The organism is Streptomyces lydicus, from assembly GCF_001729485.1.
In the GTDB taxonomy this organism is placed as follows: domain Bacteria; phylum Actinomycetota; class Actinomycetes; order Streptomycetales; family Streptomycetaceae; genus Streptomyces; species Streptomyces lydicus_D.
Genome location: NZ_CP017157.1, coordinates 7,884,361 through 7,902,188, shown reverse-complemented (window position 1 = coordinate 7,902,188; position 17,828 = coordinate 7,884,361). Strand labels below are relative to the sequence as shown.

Below are 17,828 nucleotides of genomic sequence, written 5' to 3'. Positions count from 1 at the left end.
ACGTGGCGGTGCGTGCCGTTCATCTACGACGCCGCCCGCGACCACTTCCGCAGCGTGGCCGCCCCGCGGTCGCGCCGTCGGGGGGTGCGGCGTGAACGGTGTTCAAGTGCGTTCAGCCGAGCGCGCGCTGTCGGTCGGCACGTGGCTGATCGTGGGAGGCGCGGTGCTCTACTCGATCCTGACCGTCACCCCGCTGATGGCCTCCCACACCCCGGGCGGGTGGGTGTGGACGGCGCCGATCCTGCCGCTGGTGGTGGACGCTGCGGTGGTCATCGTGGTCCGTCTGGACTCGGTGCTGGCTCGCCTGGGCGGGCACGGCGGCCGGTGGCCCATCGCCCTGCGGTGGATGACCGGCGCCATGACCCTGGCCCTGAACGTCGCCGACTCCGCCCTGAACAAGGACCTGGTGGGCGTCGCTGTCCACGCGGTCGCGCCGCTGCTGCTGATCGTCACCGCAGAGACCGGACTTGCCTACCGCCGGGCCATCACCCGCGCGGTGAGCGCACTGGAGGACAAGCAGCAGGCCGAGCGTGAGCGCCGCGAGCAGGCCGCCCGTGAGCGGGAAGCAGCCGCCCGCCGCGAGCGCAAGGAGGAGCGGGAACACGCGGCCGCGCTGGCGCGTGAACAGCGCGAGCATGAAGCCCAGCTCACCCGTGAACAGGCCGAGCGCGAAGAGCGCCTGCGGCGTGAGGAGCGCGAGCAAGCCGCCGCCCATCAACGAGAGGAACGGGAGGCTCGTGAACGCCGTGAACGCGAGCGTGAACAGCAGCAGCGCGAGCGTGAACGCAGTGAACGCGAGGCCGCTGAGCGCCGTGAACGCGAGCGGCAGGAGCGCCTTGTGCGTGAACGCCGTGAACGCCAGCAGCGCGAGGAGCACGCCGCGCGTGAACGCGAGGTGCTCCTTGCCGCCGGGCCGGCCGCACAGAAGCTGCCGGAGGAGCAGGCCCGGGCGACCGTGCAGGCCGCGTTCGCGGCCGAGCTGCCGGTGCGGGCCGCGGCCGAGCTGACCGGCTGGTCCATTGGCTGGGTCTCCAGCCGCTACCAGGAACTGCGGGACACCACCGCCACGGTCACCTCCCGGGCCCTGGAAGGAGTCTCGTGACGCGCTGCCCGGCGGCTCACCCCGAGGACCCGACCACCTGCCGGGGACCGGTGGCCGTCACGGTTCTGGACGCCGGGGACGAGGGCGCCTCGGGCTGCGAGCATCACGCGGCCCGGCTACTGGCATCGCTGGAAGGCGGCCGTGTCTACGCCCTGCCCGACGCCCTGCCGGGGGCCGCGATCCGCGTCTTCACCGCAGCGGACGGCATCCGCCCCTTCCCGTGGGACACCACCTCGCCCCGCACCCGGGCCGACCAGCTCAGCCGCGCTGAACTCCGCGCGTTACGGAACTCGTGATGGGTGCGCTGCCGGTGTTCCGGTGGCACCTGGCCCGGACGGCTACGCCACCGCCCGCCAGTTGCGGGCGCACGGTCTGCGCCCCGGCGGTCAGGGCGTGGCCGCTCAACTGGAGCGGCCACGCCGCCGCCGCGCACCGCTGATCGCCTACCTCTACCGCGTTGACCGGGCCAAGCCGGTCCGTCCCATGACGCCGGCGAAGTGGGCGGCGCTGGAGAAAGCGAACACCGCCCGCCGCACCTGCCCGCGCTGCCGCCAGGACGCGGGCTACGTCATCCCCACCTCACTCGGCATGTGTGTGCCCTGCGCAGACGCTCCCGCGCTGGCCGCATGACTCCACCCTCCGTTCGCAGAGCGCCCCGGCCCGCTTTCCAGGGCCCGGCCGGGGCGCTCTCTCGCACTCCGAAGGAGCTGTACCAGTGTCCGACACCACCACTGAGGCCACGACCTCTTCCCTCGAAACCGCCACCGTCACGGCCGCTGACGGCACGGCGGTGCCGATCGAATTCACACTCACCCACCCCGCCACCGAGGCGGAGAAGGCCACCCGAGCGCGCTCCGGGCCGGGGCTGCGGGTGTTGCCGGCCGCGGTGTTTGGCGCCGAGGCACTGTCCACCGGGGCGGCCGCCCTGTACTCCGCGACCGGACTGGTCGGCACGATCACCACGGCCGGGGTAGTTGTCGGCGCCACGGCGCTGGCCGGGGCCGGTGCCGCCGTACAGAAGGCTCGCCGCGCACGGCGGGCAGGCAGCACGCCCGGCTCCTCCCGCCACGGTGCCCGCGGCGCAGGCCGCTCGCCTGGGGCGCTCGGCGTCGGCGGCGCACGTCCGCACCGCTCCGGGGCTTATAGCGGCGGCTCGTTGTCTGGAGGGTTCCGCGGGCCGCGCGGCGGTACTGGCCACGGCGCGTCCGGGATCGGCCGGCAGCGCGGTCACGGCGGCCTAGGTTCGGGGGGCGCGGGCGGGCTGTCGCGGGCCAAGGGCCGCGCTCAGCGCGCCTCATCCGGCGGTGCGGGCCTGGCCGCGCAAGGTGCAAGCAGCGCGCAGCGCGGTCACACCAGCCCCGTCGCCGGATCGGTGGGTGGTTCGGGCGGTAATCGGGGCCTGCTGGACCGCCTTGCCCGCCGCAGGAACGGAGCGTCTGGAGGTGGCGGTACATCCGCCAGCGGGGCTGGTGGGCTGCAGGGCAGTTCAGGTAAGTCGGCTGCTGTTGGCGGGTCGCGGGGTGCGGTGCGGTCCACGGTGGCCGCCGCCTCCGGTCGCGCCGCCCGTGCAGCTGCTCGCGGGCTGTCGGCGGTAGGGCGCAAGACGGCCGGGCTGGCCTCTTCCCCCTCCGGGCAGCGCCTGCGGGAGCGGATTCGCTCGGCGCGGCGGGAGTTGGCGAAGAAGGGGAAGGCGGCCGTGCCGTTCCTGCTGCGCACCACTGGCGCCACGCTGGCCGCCGGCGCCCTGGGTGCCCTGGTCTACATCCCCAGCCTGCTGCTGCGCGGCGTGGCCGCCACCTTCGGCGGCCTCTTCCGCTGGCTGCGCCTGGCGCCCCGCAACGGCAAGAAGTGGGGCGCCCGGTTCACCCGCTGGTCCGTGACGGTCTCCAAGTGGGTGTTTCTCAAGCTCATGCGGCGAGCGAAGGCGAAGTACGCCGACGCGGTCCGCCCCGATGTCCTGACCGACTTTCCCGAACCCGGCCGCCGCACCAAGAGCGCGTTCGACTGGCCGTCTGATCACTTCGGAGGGAATCTGGTGTCCGTCTTCCAGCTGGAGACCGAGGGCATGCGCGAGGCGTACGCCCGCTACGAGCCGCCGATGATGCTGGCGGTGGCCGCCGAGTACTGGGGCCTGCCCGAGGGCCTGACCTCCACCGGCGAAGCCATCCGCCAGTTGGCCATCAACACCGCGGACAAGTACCCGGCCGATGCCCGCATGGCCGACTTGGTCGCCGAGGTCTACGCCCTGCTGCACCAGGCCGCCCAGAAGGCCGCCGAGGTCGGCCCGCTGTTCGCCAAGGTCCACGAGCACGACCTGCGGCGCTATGAGGAGCCGCGGCCGGGCGAGCACATGTGGAACATCCTGGAGCGGCGCCAGGACGGCAGCTTCGACCAGCGCCAGCCTTCCCACTTCGTGGCCGTCACCCAGGACATCGCCCACGTCTACGCCCGCTACGAGCCCGGCCACATGAACCAGGTCGCCGCCGAGTTCGAGGGCATCCCCACCGGCATCGACAACGTCGCCGCCGCGGTCCAGCTGCTGCAGGTGCGCAGCAACGAGAAGTACCCCGTCGACAAGGCCATCGTCGACGCCCTGGCCGACGTGCACACCCTGCTGCTCAAGGCCGCCTCGGCCGCGCAGGACCTGATGCCCAACTTCCGGCGCCTGCACGCCCCGGACATCGCCCGGCACGAAGCCCCGCGCAACGGCGTCGAGGCCGAAGGCATGTGGGACGTCTGAGCCGCCCCTGAACAGCACTTCTCCCGTGGGCCGGGCGCCGCTGCGCGTCCGGCCCACGACCTTCCCCCCTCGACTTCCGGCAACGCTCGCCGAAGGAGTTCACCGCATGGCTTCCAGCAACGTCCCTGCCCTGGACTGGTCCTGGGGCACCACCCCCGCCACCGCCGCGGCCCTGATCGCCGGGGGCGCCTACAGCACCGCCGCGGTCGGCGCGGCCACCGGCCTGCCCGCCTCCTACGCCCTGCTGGTCGGCGCGGCCGGCGCCGCCGCCCAGGCCGGGGCCGACCTCTATCAGCGCCGCCCGCACGGCCACAGCGCCGCCCGCTGCGCCGGATGGCTAGCCACCGGCGGCTGGACCGCCGTGGCACTGGCTGAGCACACGGTGCTGACCTGGGCGACCACGGGAAAGTGGGCGGCCGGCACCGCCGTCGGCATTACGCTCGCCCGCGGCCTGGTCCGCGCCGAGGAGACCGCCCGCACCGAACGCGCCTCCCGGCGGCTGCAGAAGTGGGCCAACGGGCAGGCCAAGGACTGGCACGAGCGCCTGCACCGCCTCTTCCGCCTCGACGGCCACGAGATCGAGGGCGTCAAGCCCTGGGCCGGGGACGTCGGATACACCGTCCGCGTCCTGATGCCCTCCGAAGCCCCGGAACTGCCCGCAGATGCGATCCGCAAGCTGGCGGTGGACCTGAAGCTGCCCAAGGGCGGCAGCATCCAGATCCTCGACGGCGAGGTCTACGGCCAGATCCTCATCCGCGTCACCGCCAAGGACGTCCTCGCCGAGACCATCGACTTCCCCGAAGACGTCACCGAGACCAGCATCTACCAGCGCATCCAGCTCGGCCTGCTGCCCGACGCCGAACCCGCCGACTTCCCCCTCACCGACGTGTGCGCGCTGGAGATCGGACAGACCGGCTCAGGCAAGTCCAACACCATCAACGTCACCAACGGCCAACTCCTGCGCACAGTCGACGCCGTCGTGTGGCACCTGGACGTCACCGGCGCCGGCATCAGCCTCCCCTGGCTGCGCTCCTGGGCCGTCGACGGCACCGTCGACCGGCCGCTGATCGACTGGACCGCCGACACCATCGAAGAAGCGCACATCATGCTGGACGTGGCCATTGCGGCGATCAACACCCGCAAAGCCGCCTACCAGGACCTGATGCACGACGCGGACGACGACAAGATCCCCGTCAGCCCGCAAGTCCCGGCCATCATCATCGTGGTCGACGAGATCGCCGAGCTGCCCTACGAGATCCTGACCAAGCTGGACACGGTGGTGGACACCGGTCGTGCCGCCCGCGTCCGTACCGTCATCTCCGGGCTGCGCGCCACCCAGGACGTCATCACCGCGGCGATGAAGAAGCAGTCCCGGGTGCGGATCGGCATGCGCGTGTCGGACCCCGAGGAGCTCAACCACCTCTTCCCCACCGGCGGGACGCGGCTGAACCCCAAGGCCGCCGCGCACAAGGGCTCCGGCTTCCTCTCCGCCCCCGACGAGGACGATGTCGACTCCGAGCCGACGCCGTTCAAGTGCTTCCGCATCAAGCCCAAGGTCATCAACACCATCTCCCCCAAGCTCGCCGCCCGCCGCCCGGCGGTGGACGCGATCTCGCTGGACACCGCGCCGGGCCGGTACTACGCATCGCGCTGGGGCCGCATCCTGCCGCGGCTGTACAAGGACAAGAAGCTCAGCCCCGCCACGCTCCCGTATACCGAGCTGGAGATCCTGCGGCCGCCGCTGGATGAGGTGAACGGCCTCCCGCTCACCGGCAAGGGCCAGCCCCGCAACTCCGGCGCCCCGCGGCCGGCCACCAGCGGTCCGGCTGGGGAGCGGCCCGCTCGCTTCGGCTCGGACGCGCTGGCCTCGCTGCTGAAGGCACCGGCCGCGACCGCCACCGAGACAGCCCCGGCCCCGCAGGGCGGAGAGGGAACGGAGGTGATCCGGGCGGAGTTCGGGCGCGTCCTGGAGCAGGCCGGCAACCTCACCAACCCGGTCCCGCGGCTACTGGCCGACGCCCACCAGCACGTGGTCGCCGCCGGCGGCCGGATCCACACCGCCGACCTCGCCACCCGGCTGAACATGGACCCTCTGCTGCTCGGCACCGAGCTGGGCAAGCTGCTCCGCGCGGTCGGCATCGAGCGGCCCGGCAAGGGCACCGTCCGCGCCGGAGCCGACAACGAATCCAAGCCCGGCTACCAGCAAGAGACCCTGGCCGCCGCCCTCCGGGCCTACGCCAACCATCACGCCGCGTGAGTGGTGGGTGGCGTGTGGGACTCCCACACGCCACCCACCACAGCTCCCACCACAGCCTGTGGGACTCCCACACGCCTGTGGTGGTCGCTGACCTGCATGTGTGGGCGTGGGACTCCCACAAAAAACGTCCCCGACGGGGCCCTCGGAGGCCGTCTGACGGCCTTCCAGGGCCCTTCTCTCTTCAGGCGTGGGACTCCCACGCCGAGCCCGCCTGTCGCTCTACAGAAAGTGACGCCCATGGTTCTCTCCATCAGCGGACTCGTCCTCGCTCTCCTCCTCACCGCGGTGATGCTGCGCTCCCGCTACCTGCCCGTCGGCGGCGCTCTGACCGCGGCGTGCCTGGGCTACTTCCTCGCCGCCAGCGGCGCCGCCCCCGCCATCAACGCCTTCTTCTCCACCCTCGCCACCGGTATCTCCAGCCTCGGCCACTCCTTCGGATAGGACCGTCATGACGCTGACGCCATGGACCTACACCGAGATCTCCGACCTGCTCGACCACACCTACATCTGCCGTCTCCTCGACGACGACACCACCACCAACCTGCTCAACACCTCCAACCAGCCCACCCCGAAGGCCCCACCCGCCGGAACCGGCGCGGTGGCGCCGGGGCGGCCAGCGGACGACGCGGCCAACATGGCGGCCCTGTGGCAGCACATCCGCGACCGCGAGCAGGAAAGGGCCGCCACGCCTGCGGCACCGCTCCCAGCGGCGGCGCCGACCGTTCAGCCGATCCCGACCTGGGCCAAGACCACAGCTCTCCTCGCCCCGACCGTCGGCGGAGGCATCGCGGTCGCCGCGGTCGGTCTCTCGGCCGCGGCCCCCGGCCTGATCGCCGTCAGCCATGTTCTGTGGTCCGCCGTCGCGGCCATCGCCGTCGGCGGCACCGCCGCGGCCGTCGCCATCGGCCGTGTCCGGGCCCGCATCACCGCCGCACAGCGGCCCCACATCACCCAGCACATCACCGCGACCGGATGGTTCGGCCGCGCCAACGGAACCATCAACCACCGCTGAGAGGACCGCATGCGACGCCCCCGCTTGACCCTGCGCTACCACTCCGCCTGGTACTCCCACCCCGTCGGCGGCCGGCCGATCGGCCCGCGCCCCATGCTCGGCCTGCACCGCAACCCGGACCCCACCTGCCGCATCTGCGCGGGCTACGGCTGCGTCATGACCAGCAGCGCTTCGGACCCGGAGGAGCCGAACTTCGTCGACTGCGCCTGCGCGCCGTTCCTGTCGCTGGTGACGATCTGGCTCCCCAAGTGGGCCGACACCACCCGCTACCGCCGCAGCAACCGCGGCTACAGCGACGAACCGCCCTTCTAGACAGGCCAGGGGCGGCCCCTCTCACGCCAATGAATCGGGCCGCCCCTGGTCTCCAGCTCCAGCATGAAGAGGAGACATCCAGCATGACGCAACCTGTCCTTATCCGGCGAGACCGCCTCGGTGAGTATCTGCGGACGGCCCTCTCCCTGGCCGCCCGCGGCATCCCGCCCCTGCCCCTGCGGGCGGGGAAGGTCCCGTTCGGCAACTGCCGCGCATGCAAGGGGAACGCCTGCGGCGGCCGGCCGAACATGAAGAACGCCGGCCCCTGCTTGTGCGCCAGCGTCTGCCACGCCTGGGCCGCAGCCACCACCGACCCCTGCGTCCTTACCTCGCCAGCATGGGCATCCGCGTGGCGTGAGGCGGCAGCCGTCGCCTACCACCCCGGTGGAGCGGGGCTGACGGTGGTCGACCTGGACGACGCGGCAGCCATCGCATGGGCCCGTGAGACCCTCCCCGCCACCCGCACGGTACCGACGACCCGGGGCGAGCACTGGATCTACCAGGGCACCATGCGCTCGGTGAACGACGTCCGTGACGGCGTCGACCTCAAGTCGCTCATGTCCTACGCAAGGTGGCTCGGCCCCGGAACCGGCACCATGACCGATCTGCCCGACGCCGTGCGCGCGCTGGCCGTGAAGAAGCCCTCCGCGGTCCGGCCTGCACAGCCTGGCGTCACTGTGCCCGCGCTCGCCGGAGGCGGGCAGTGCCGTCATCGCACGCCCGCCTACCTGGAGCGTGGCATTGCCATGGCAGAGCAGCGCATCACCGAGGCCCGGAGTGCGGTTCACACGACGGTCTACCGGACGTTCCTCGCCGTGCTGTCCGCCCATGGCCCGTGCGGCTGCCTCACCGAGACGCACATCGCGCGGCTGTTCGCCGCCGCGCAGGTCAAGGGCGAATCCCCCCGGCACTGCACCGACGCGTGGACCAACGCCCGCACCGCACTGGGGATGTAGCCGTGTCCGAGGACGAGAAGACGCCGGCCCGCCAGATCATCACCGACTACGCACAGGCGCACTTCCGGTACTTCCGCACCATCGACGGCACCGTCTACGCGCAGAAGAACAGCCACCCCGTGGCCCGGCCCATCCGCTCCCAGGGCACGACCGGGAGCCACCGTCAGGAACTCATGGTCGGCCTGTACAGGGACGGGGCCGGCGTGTTCAACGGCACGGCACTCAAGGAGGCGTTGGACTTGATCGAAGCACTCGCACTGACCGAGGACGTACAGCCCACCCACATCCGCGTCGCCCCGGGCTTTGACGGTGCGACCTGGCTCGACCTGGGCCGCGACGACGGCACGTCCGTCCGCATCCACCCCACCGGCTGGGACATTCGCACCCCCGACCCGCAGGAAGTCTGCTGGCGGCGCACGCAGCTCACCGGCGAACTCCCCCTGCCCGAAAAGGACACCAACGGCAAGGGCATCGACCTGCTGCTGCGCCTGTGCAACTTCGCCAGCGCAGAGACCGAGTGCCTGGCCATCGCCTGGCTGATCGGCTGCCTGGAGCCGTCCGTGCCCGTGCCCGCCCCGTTCCTCACCGGCCCCCAAGGTGCGGGAAAGTCCACCGGCGGCCGGATGCTGGTGCGGATCATCGAGGGGATGAGCGGTGACCTGCGCCGGGCGCCGAAGGACGAGGAGAACATGATCACGGCCGTCGCCGCCGGATGGGTCACCGCCCTGGACAACCTCTCCCACCTGCCCCCGGACCTGTCCGACCTCATGTGCTGCATCGTGACCGGCGCCGAGAGCATCAAGCGCGCCCTGTTCACCGACGGCGACGTCGTCCGCTCCCGCTACCGGCGCCCCATGCTCCTGACCGGTATCGACGTCGGCGTCATCCGCCCGGACCTCGCCGAACGCCTCCTGCCGCTCCGTCTCGTGCGGCCCCGGGTGCGGCGAACCGAGGCAGAGCTGTGGACGGAGTACGCGGAGATCCTGCCGGCCGTGCTTGGCTCCCTGCTGGACCTGACCGTCAAGGTGCGTGCCGCGCAGGCGGAGACTCCCACGGACCTGCGGATGGCGGACTTCGCCCACCTGTGCGCGCAGCTCGATGCGGCTACCGGCTTCGGCTCGCTGGCCGCGTACCGGGCCAGCCTCGATGACCTCAACGACGACGTCATTGAAGGTGACCTGCTGGCGCAGACGGTTCTGAACCACGCGGCCGGACTCGACGCGGGTACGGAAGTCCGGATGACGTCCTCGGAGTGGCTGCACTGCCTCACAAGCCTCTACAGCGGCGAGGAGTGCCGTCCACTGCCCAAGGGCTGGCCCACCACCGGCAAGGTCCTCTCCGACCGCCTCAAGCGGCTCCAGCCGACCCTCGCCGCCCGCGGCGTCCTCATCGACTGGGGCCGCACCAGCGCCGCCCGCTACATCGAGATGACCCGCCCCGCGACACTGCCCCCGCACCAGCAGGAAGCGGCGTTCTGACCCGCGCCATCACGGCGCCGCACTGAACAAGCAAGAGGAGCAACCCGCGCCGCACGCGTTGCTCCTCTTGCTGTTCCGGCGGCTTGCCGCCGCTGCGCAAGGCGCGCCGCGAAGCGGCTCCTTCTTCACGTCCTGAGCCGCGCCGCACCACCACAGACACCACCCCTCTTTTTCCTAAGAGAAGAGATCCTGCGTCACTCACGTCACCCGCCACCTGAACCCGGCCCCTGGCCAGCGGTGACAGCGGTGACGCAGACGGCAAAACCTGTGTCATCCCGCGTCACCCGCGTCACGGGTGACAGAACTCCGCCCCGCCCCGTGACACGCCCCGAGCTGCCCGCGTCACCACATAAGCGCAGGTCAGAGCCGCAAATGACGTGCGTGACGCGATGACGCAGAAATGCGCACCTCGGACAGCACAGGCCACCTGAGATTCCTCCGCCATCGCCGGAACCCCGCCCAGGAGGTTGATCCGTGACGACCACCGCAGTGTTCGTGTCGGACGCTGAAGTCGAGTTCGACCCGACACTCCTCGCGCTCACGGTCGAGGAGGCGGCCCGCCGCCTCTGCGTCGGGCGCACCACGATGTACGCCCTCATCCGCGACGGAGCCGTGGAGACCGTGCCCATTGGTCGCCTCCGTCGCGTTCCCGTCAAGGCCATCAGCGCCTATCTCGACGCCCACATGCATTCCCGCCCCAAGTCCGCCGCGTAAGGAGAGTCATGGGAAAGCGCGCCAAACGCCCTGATGGGGCATCGTCCATCTACTTCGGCAAGGACGGCTACTGGCACGGCCGGGTGACCGTCGGAGTCCGGGATGACGGCCGGCCCGATCGTCGCCACGTCATGAGCAAGATCAGTGAAGCGGAAGTCATCAAGAAGGTCCGTGAGCTGGAGAAGCAGCGCGATGCGGGGAAGGTCCGGAAGCCGGGGCGCCCGTGGACCGTGAAGGCGTGGCTCCTCCACTGGGTGGAGGAGATCGCGAAACCGTCGGTGCGAGAGAACACGTACGCCGGATACGAGGTGGCCGTCAGGGTGCACTTGGTCCCCGGCGTCGGTGCTCACCGGCTGGACAAGCTGGAGCCGGAACACCTGGAGCGCTTCTACACGAAGATGCTGGCCAGCGGCAGCAAGCCCGCCACCGCGCACCAGGCCCACCGCACGATCCGCACGGCGCTCAACCACGCCATGCGGCGCGGCCACGTCACCCGCAACGTCGCCATGCTCGCTGTCCCGCCCCGGATCGAGGACGAAGAGGTCGAGCCGTACGACATCGAGGAGGTTCAGCGTCTCCTTGCCGAAGCGGCCAAGCTCCGGAACAGCGCCCGCTGGTCCATCGCTCTCGCCCTGGGGCTGAGGCAGGGGGAGGCGCTGGGCCTGCGCTGGTCGGACGTGGATCTGAATGCGGGCATCCTGCGGGTGCGGAAGAACCGGCTTCGCCCGAAGTACCTCCACGGCTGCGGAGGCGAGTGCGGGCGGAAGCCCGGCTACTGCAAGCAGCGGATCAGGAAGAACGAGGACACGGCGAACACGAAGTCGCGTGCCGGCCGCCGAGTGATCGGGGTACCCGCCGAACTGGCTCGGCTTCTGGAGCTGCACCGGCAGGAGCAAGAGCGCGAGCGAGTGCGGGCTGCACAGGAGTGGCATGAGACGGGCTTCGTCTTCACCTCGCCCATCGGCCAGCCCTTGATGCCCAGCACCGACTACGACGTGTGGAAGCAGTTGCTCACAGACGCGAAGGTGCGCGACGGCCGTTTGCATGATGCTCGACACACGGCCGCCACGGTGCTGCTCATCCTCGGAGTGCCGGAGCGCGTGGTCATGCAGATCATGGGTTGGTCGTCCACGGCGATGGCGGCTCGGTACCAGCACGTGACGGGCGGAATCCTGGCCGACGTGGCACAGCGGGTCGGCGGTCTCATCTGGGAGGTGGCCAAGCCCGTCGCCGACGACGGTTCGGGCGGCTCCGCCGGAGTGCGTTGAGACTGTAGATGAGACTGCGCACGTCGAAGGGCCCCACCGCGAACGGTGGGGCCCTTCGACATCGTGCCCGGTGAGAGCACTGGCGGAGGATACGAGATTCGAACTCGTGAGGGGTTGCCCCCAACACGCTTTCCAACTCTGCATGCTGGGGTTCGTGACAGTTCAGGAGCGTTCAATTTCGAGGCAGTGCCCCCTGGCGCTGACCTGCTGAACGGGCGCGAACGGGGGCGGATGAGACTGCTGATGAGACTGGCGTCGCGCCCCGCCAATCACACCATCAAACCCGAGCGGGCCCGCCGCCAGCGATTGCGCCCGCCCTTTCGGCTGCCCGACACGCCCAGACGAGCTCGCGGTCCCAGGGAAGCGCCTCTGGTGGCGGGCCGAGCCTACGCATTACGAGTTGTCCGATCTTGCTGCGATAGCGTCCACTGCAGTCCGCGCGCTGGACGACCCAGGTCACAGCAAGCTCGCACGCGTCAATGAACGGCGGCGGACGCCGGTGGATGAAGCCGGTACTGAGACCACATCTGAGACCCTCACCGCCACAGCCCACCACGCTAGTCCGTCAACGTCGTAGGCGCTTGCGCCGACTGCCCATCGCGTGGAGGCGGGATGGCTCCAGCCGGCTCCTCCACAACGTCCTCGTCGTCGGGCAGCAGGACCGTCGGCGTCGCATGCGCGTGCTTGCGCACCAGGTACTCCAGAGCATGCTCATCCGTGGACTGATAGTCGAGCCTGTCCCGGTAAAAGTGAAGCCGCTGCTTACACTCCTGGATAACTTCACTCCACTCGCGGACCCATAGTCTTGCGTTACCGATCGTGTTGACCTGACCTGGGGGCAAGTGTGGCTGACACGTGAGGTTCCGCAAGACGTCATCCATGGAATTTCCAATGAGCCAGAAGTCCCAGTTCGCCTCGGTGCTTCTAAAGCGTTCATCAGCGATGACGGTAGTTGCGTATTTCACCAGCTGTGAATACTCGGCCATACCGAGTCTTACGTTTGGACGTTTGAGCTCCACGACCAGGTGATGAGGTTTTTGCACCCAAACCGTTGTCTTCGAGAGCATCAGGTCGACTCTCCCAGTGCTTCCATCCAGGACGCGCACATTAGTGTCTGCAGGCTCAGGCACCCTGAGGATCGACAGATGTTTTCGAAGAACTTCCGAGAGGCCACGTTCACTGACCATGAGCGAATATTCTTCGCCAAATACCCAAGCCTCATTCTCCAGGATCTTATGCAACTGATCCCGCTCTCTTGTCACCTTTTTCGCTTCAGGGTCGAAGAGCAGTATCTCCAGGGCGCGAAGGAAGTCAAGCCGGTCAGTAACCTCTGTGGATGTGCGAATCAGAGAGGTTAGACTTGTACGCTTCAGTAGAAGTCCGAGTTCCTCTTTCTCCTGGCGGGACAGGGAGAAGAATCGCTCAAGAATTTGCGGCGTCTGATCGGGCTTTGCAGCTAGCGTCTCCTTCAGCAGACCTAGCGTGGCTCTTCTGGCGTTACGGGCTTTAGGGATGTGCTTCGCGATAGTCGTTGCTACCGTATCGAAGGCTTCACGCTCAGTGAGCTCCGTCGGCTCTGTGGCCTCTCCCTCGTAGGGGTAAACCTGCTCCCTCTGCCACTCCAGGACCTGTTCCCGGCGACGGTCATCGACCCTACTCCGGAAGTGCTCCCGAAGGCGCCCTCTTGCCTGCTCTACCACTGCGGAGGCTGGGGAATCCTCATCCCAGTCCACCAAAGCTAGATCCTGCGGCCGATCCTCAAATCCCTGCCACGACAGATAGGCTGTGAAATTGAATCCTGGCGCCTGAATCTCCGGGCGGAGCTTTACCAACGGCATCCGCCTTGAGTCGCAAAGCGCAAGCTCGCGCGTTACGACTTTACGCCATTCAATAACCCTTAGTTCGGGACCAGGGAACTCGCCGTCGTCACCTAGGGTGTACACAGCAGAGTGGACTTGCACCTGCCCTGGATCAACCCGCTCCCCATCGAACGTCACTGATGAATCTGGGTAGGTTTCGAGATACAGAGCAAATTCCGTCGTCAACGCCGAGATCACCTTTGAGGTGTTCAGCAATCGATCCAGACCAGGAATTGCCCCCCACGCCTCGACTGTGGTTCCGGTATCTCCATTATCCGCCCCGAAGGTATCTATGCGATAGTTACGCATCGCTGTACGATCAGCCTCGATAATCGTCTTCATTTTTCCGTCGACACCCTCGCCAATGGTCGTCCAGCGCACGTGCTGCCCCAGCGCAAATGCGCGTACGCGACCCTGGCCGTTTCTACCGTGCATGGCCCGACGCTTATCCAACGAAACTAAGGCGGCCTTCTTCCATGAGCCGCCCAGCTTATCGAAGTAGGAGGGGCAGGACTCGGCTGGCATGCCGTGACCGTCATCCGAGACAATCACCTTGCTGACGCCGTCGAACTCATTACGCTCGATTTCCACGGTGACGGAAGTTGCGTCGGCGTCAAGTGCGTTCCAGATAAGCTCAATCACCGCACCGACTGGATCATTCAGCTTGGCGACGCCCTCGACGTGGTCCTGTTCGACCCTCAGCGTGATGCTCCCCATGGCCCCTCCCCTGGCGTTCCATCGAGCGGCACCGACCGCGTCGACTACCGTCAGTATCGACACCATGACGCTCACTGTGAACACCGCGATCACCTAAAGTTGGATCAGATCGCACAAGGCGTTGCTGATCGTGAGCCTAGGCCCGCGGCTACCGAGGGCGACGCCTTCACATGCACCCTGGCGCCGGCAACTCGCTTGGGCCAGTGCAGTCGAACTGCGACGCCACCGCCACCCACCCGGCTACTTCTCCGAGCCCTGGGCCTGCGCAATCGCCCGGCCAGGTGCCGCCAGCCCCCGCAGGCGGATTCATCAGCTCAGAACACATGTTCGAAATTCGGCGAAGTGGCTGGCCACTGGGTCGGGGTGGGTGGTGCAGCGTCGACGGAGCCCGTCAGCGTGCTGAGACTGGGCTCAGAACGTGGCCTCCCGGGGCCAGAACGGGTAGAGTCTTAAGAGTCGCTGAGGGTCGCGGACCTTCAGAAGTGGAGCCAGGTGACCTGGGGCAGACCGGGAGCCTGGCTCGGCGCATTTCTGAGCCGCTCAGCGACAGTCGGTGGGGACTTCCACCTCCAGGACAACTGCGTGGAGAGCCGCCCAGTAGGCGTCCTCTCCCAGTTGGCGGGCACGGCATGCGCCGGCGACAACGTCGGCAACCCACAGAAGCGGCTCTTGGCCGCCATGGACGTGCTCAATGCGGAAATCGGCACCCTTAGGAAGCACAAAACGCGCGCTCTGCACAGTCTGGATGTCCCGTTTGTTGAGCTGCGCTTCCCTGGCTTCCATGAACAGACGGTCGACGCCGAGGCTGTACAGCTCCGCAACCAGACGACTCAGGCACTTGCTGCGGGCTCGCTCCTGCTTGCGGGGCGGCACCGGCGAACCGATCGTCACGACGTGAACACCATCGATGCCCGCAACGCACTGGGCTGCGCGGACCTTCTGCCGCGCATCCATCTCTGTCCAATGCGACTTCGCAGTGTTCCGACGACCGCGCAGAGACTGCATGAGCTCGCGAGCGTCCTGTAGTGCATCGGAATCAACGACAGCAGCCGCTATCACGTAGAAGCCGGCAGAGTCCTTCTCCTGGAAGGACTCATCAGACCAAGCCGACTGGCCGGTCGAACGCGGGGACGGAATCACGGACGGCTCCTCGTGCAACGGCGGTCACTACCACTCCCTGCAGGCGCTCAAGCCTGTGAAGACAGCAACAGACAGCCGCCGTTTTAACGGCGTTGGTGTTGACCAGCCCGAAGGCTGTCCGTCGGAGGAGCCGGGACGGTCCGGGGGGAACTTCATCTTCCCACCAGGATTCTACGAGCTGGCGACGCCATGCATCCCCCTTTTCCTCGAAGGCGGATGCATCAGCAGACAGAGCTGGCGACAAGCCTCAAAGCCATGCAGCAGCAGGGCGATTGCTGAACTCCTGTAGACGTCGCCGTTGGTCAACCGCTGGGCCTCCTGGTCGACGTTCTCGGCAAGTTGGACCTCTTGGCGTCAAGTTCCCAGGGCGGTGGCCAAGGTACTAAGGGCGGGGATGGGGCGCGGCATGGGACGGGTGCGCATGGCGGTGCCAGCCGGGCTGGTCGGCTCCTCGGTGAGGGTCTCTCTGAAGGCGTGGAGCATCTCCTCAAGGTGTGCGCCGCGGGGGTGTTGGGGCGTGGTGGGGATGCGCGGTGTCGGGGGTTCGGTGACGTGGTCGCTGACCTTCTCCCACAGCGGGGTGAAGAAGCTGGGCTCGCCATCCAGGACGAGGACCAGGCGGCGAACTGTCTCCCAGTCGGGAACGACGCTGCCGTCCAACACGGCGGCGACGAGGTCCTGGTCGAGGTTGCCGCCGGAGGCGACGGCGATCGACCAGAGGCTGGGGGCGCCGGCGCGGTGGTGGAGGTAGCGCAGGGCGGAGTCGAGGCTGTGGGGGGCTTGGCGGTGGTCGCGTTGCTGGTGGGCCGCTTCCCACACGGTGCGCAGGACGGAGGGGTCGGCACCGCTGGCTCGGGCGATGCGGGCGGTGGTGTTCCAGTCGGGGAAACGCTCGCCGCTGAGGATGCGTGAGAGGTAGCTGGTAGAGATCTTCGCGCGTTCGCCCAAGGCGCGCAGGGTGAGCTGGGAGGCCCGCTGCAGTTTGCTGAGGACGGGGGCAAGCTGGTCGGTCGGGGGTGGCTCGATGACGGGAACACCTTCGGTGCCGGCGGAAGGCGGGGGTGTTCGGGGTGAGTCACCGTCGTCGTCTGCGGTGGGGGCCGGGGTGGCGCGCGGGCGGACGATGCCGCGGACGATGCGGTCCACGTCGTGGTACTTGCGGCGGACGGTGTCCTTGTTCAGGTTCAGTACACGGCCGAGCCGGGTCCAGGACACTCCGCGGCAGCGGGCCCGGGCCACGAGGGCGGGCCGGAGCTTTTCGACGCGCTGCTGGATGCGCATCAGCGTGGTCAGGGGCTCTTCACCCTGGGCGTCAGGGTTTTCCAAGGCCGCGGCGAGACGGAGCACCTCGCTCTCCAGGCTCTTGGTCCAGAGAGCCAGCTCGGCATCGAGCATGGCGGTATCGGGGGTGTGGTTCTCGCGCTGGCGCTTACGATGAGCGGCTTGGCGGCACGCGGTGCCGCAGTATTCGCCAGGCCGGCCGGTGCGCTGCGCCTTCAATTGGTTGCCGCAGTGCGCGCAGTGTTCCTGCGGCGGAAAGTATCCCTGCATGTCGTGAAGTCCTTGAAGCCCCGGGCCTGGGGCGACGAAAGGGGTTTCGTCGCCCCAGGGATTCGTGACAGAAACGGGAGATCTCCGTCTGTTCCGTAGGGAACTCGCAGAGATCGATGGCACGCCGGGTCAGCCGGCGCTCCCTCAGGTGCGTTAGTCGGCGGGGCGGTTTCGCCAAAGAGCCCAGGCCCAGACCAAGGCCGTGACCAGCAGCGATACCTGTGACAAGGTGCCCTCGGGCGGGGTGAGGACGAGGAGCGGCGGCGCGGGCAGGGCCGCGGGGGCCGGCGGGGCGGGCCAGTTGCCGGGAACGCCGGCGTTGTTGCCAGGCATGTTCACGCCGTAGGGGCCGCTGTTAGTGTCACTCGCGGATCGACGCGCGGAGTGTTTGATCCTGAAACGACTAGGGAATGTCGGCATCGGCACTTCCTTGCTCGTAGTGAAGTGGAGCGCGAGTCCGGGCCTCGGCAAAGGGAATGGGCTCGCGCTCCGTGAGCGTAGTAACACACCCAGTCGAAATGCCATTCGGCAAAAGCCGCCATCTGCCACCCATTCCCCCCGTTTTCGGACAGTTCCGTCGCGGGGGGGACGGATATTCGGATCGCTTTCCGAATTTCCCGTCTCTTGACGTGGTGATCTTGGTATGTGACGGAACTCGGCCATCGCTCCCTCTGAGCAACGCCGCAGGTGAAAGGCCCCCTCTCAAGATGCGTCACCATCCG

15 protein-coding genes and 1 pseudogene are annotated in these 17,828 nt (G+C 68.4%); 12 read left to right on the top strand and 4 right to left on the bottom strand.

The genetic code is table 11. The annotated features are described in order from the left end of the window. Positions 1-91 precede the first annotated feature (91 nt). From SL103_RS34240 to SL103_RS34185, 12 genes and pseudogenes are all read left to right on the top strand, one after another. The gene (locus tag SL103_RS34240; RefSeq protein ID WP_069572852.1) at positions 92-1,102 is read left to right on the top strand and encodes a DUF2637 domain-containing protein; all 1,011 of its coding nucleotides are present in this window, start codon (positions 92-94) and stop codon (positions 1,100-1,102) included. After that, entirely contained in the window at positions 1,099-1,398 is a 300-nt protein-coding gene (locus SL103_RS34235) for a hypothetical protein (protein ID WP_079146130.1), read from the top strand. The genes SL103_RS34240 and SL103_RS34235 overlap by 4 nt, the downstream gene beginning before the upstream one ends. Further along, positions 1,398-1,732 (top strand): annotated as a pseudogene (locus SL103_RS34230) (RRQRL motif-containing zinc-binding protein). Before SL103_RS34235 ends, SL103_RS34230 begins: the two are co-directional and overlap by 1 nt. An 85-nt stretch (positions 1,733-1,817) precedes the next feature. Continuing rightward, positions 1,818-3,842 carry a hypothetical protein gene (locus SL103_RS38170; protein ID WP_164492935.1) on the top strand — a complete coding sequence of 675 codons (2,025 nt, stop codon included), beginning with the start codon at positions 1,818-1,820 and terminating at the stop codon, positions 3,840-3,842. A 106-nt stretch (positions 3,843-3,948) separates the two neighbouring features. Then, positions 3,949-6,099, top strand: coding sequence for a hypothetical protein (locus SL103_RS38165; protein ID WP_069572848.1), 2,151 nt, complete (start codon positions 3,949-3,951; stop codon positions 6,097-6,099). Positions 6,100-6,336: 237 nt separating this feature from the next. Beyond that, positions 6,337-6,540, top strand: a complete 204-nt coding sequence (locus tag SL103_RS34215; protein ID WP_069572846.1) for a hypothetical protein — start codon at positions 6,337-6,339, stop codon at positions 6,538-6,540. 7 nt (positions 6,541-6,547) lie between these two features. After that, entirely contained in the window at positions 6,548-7,111 is a 564-nt protein-coding gene (locus SL103_RS39085) for a hypothetical protein (protein ID WP_244304108.1), read from the top strand. Positions 7,112-7,120: 9 nt separating this feature from the next. Further along, the gene (locus tag SL103_RS34205) at positions 7,121-7,423 is read left to right on the top strand and encodes a hypothetical protein (protein WP_164492934.1); all 303 of its coding nucleotides are present in this window, start codon (positions 7,121-7,123) and stop codon (positions 7,421-7,423) included. An 83-nt stretch (positions 7,424-7,506) separates the two neighbouring features. Further along, positions 7,507-8,379 carry a bifunctional DNA primase/polymerase gene (locus SL103_RS34200; protein WP_069572842.1) on the top strand — a complete coding sequence of 291 codons (873 nt, stop codon included), beginning with the start codon at positions 7,507-7,509 and terminating at the stop codon, positions 8,377-8,379. A 2-nt stretch (positions 8,380-8,381) separates the two neighbouring features. Continuing rightward, on the top strand, positions 8,382-9,857 hold the full coding sequence (locus SL103_RS34195; RefSeq protein WP_069572840.1) for an ATP-binding protein: 1,476 nt from the start codon (positions 8,382-8,384) through the stop codon (positions 9,855-9,857). Positions 9,858-10,331: 474 nt separating this feature from the next. Continuing rightward, positions 10,332-10,571: a helix-turn-helix domain-containing protein gene (locus tag SL103_RS34190; protein WP_069572838.1), complete on the top strand. Its 240-nt coding sequence runs from the start codon at positions 10,332-10,334 to the stop codon at positions 10,569-10,571. A gap of 8 nt (positions 10,572-10,579) precedes the next feature. Next, positions 10,580-11,839, top strand: a complete 1,260-nt coding sequence (locus SL103_RS34185) for a tyrosine-type recombinase/integrase (protein ID WP_069572837.1) — start codon at positions 10,580-10,582, stop codon at positions 11,837-11,839. A gap of 557 nt (positions 11,840-12,396) precedes the next feature. On the opposite strand, the gene SL103_RS36670 is transcribed toward SL103_RS34185, so the two are convergent. The 4 genes from SL103_RS36670 to SL103_RS38160 all read right to left on the bottom strand — a co-directional run bounded on the left by SL103_RS36670 (position 12,397) and on the right by SL103_RS38160 (position 17,439). Next, positions 12,397-14,481 carry an ATP-binding protein gene (locus tag SL103_RS36670; RefSeq protein WP_164492937.1) on the bottom strand — a complete coding sequence of 695 codons (2,085 nt, stop codon included), beginning with the start codon at positions 14,479-14,481 and terminating at the stop codon, positions 12,397-12,399. A gap of 474 nt (positions 14,482-14,955) precedes the next feature. Further along, positions 14,956-15,555: a DUF3800 domain-containing protein gene (locus tag SL103_RS34175; protein ID WP_208870009.1), complete on the bottom strand. Its 600-nt coding sequence runs from the start codon at positions 15,553-15,555 to the stop codon at positions 14,956-14,958. A gap of 354 nt (positions 15,556-15,909) precedes the next feature. Continuing rightward, positions 15,910-16,950: a helix-turn-helix domain-containing protein gene (locus SL103_RS34170; RefSeq protein WP_069572859.1), complete on the bottom strand. Its 1,041-nt coding sequence runs from the start codon at positions 16,948-16,950 to the stop codon at positions 15,910-15,912. A gap of 309 nt (positions 16,951-17,259) precedes the next feature. Continuing rightward, the gene (locus tag SL103_RS38160; protein ID WP_164492936.1) at positions 17,260-17,439 is read right to left on the bottom strand and encodes a hypothetical protein; all 180 of its coding nucleotides are present in this window, start codon (positions 17,437-17,439) and stop codon (positions 17,260-17,262) included. Positions 17,440-17,828 lie beyond the last annotated feature (389 nt).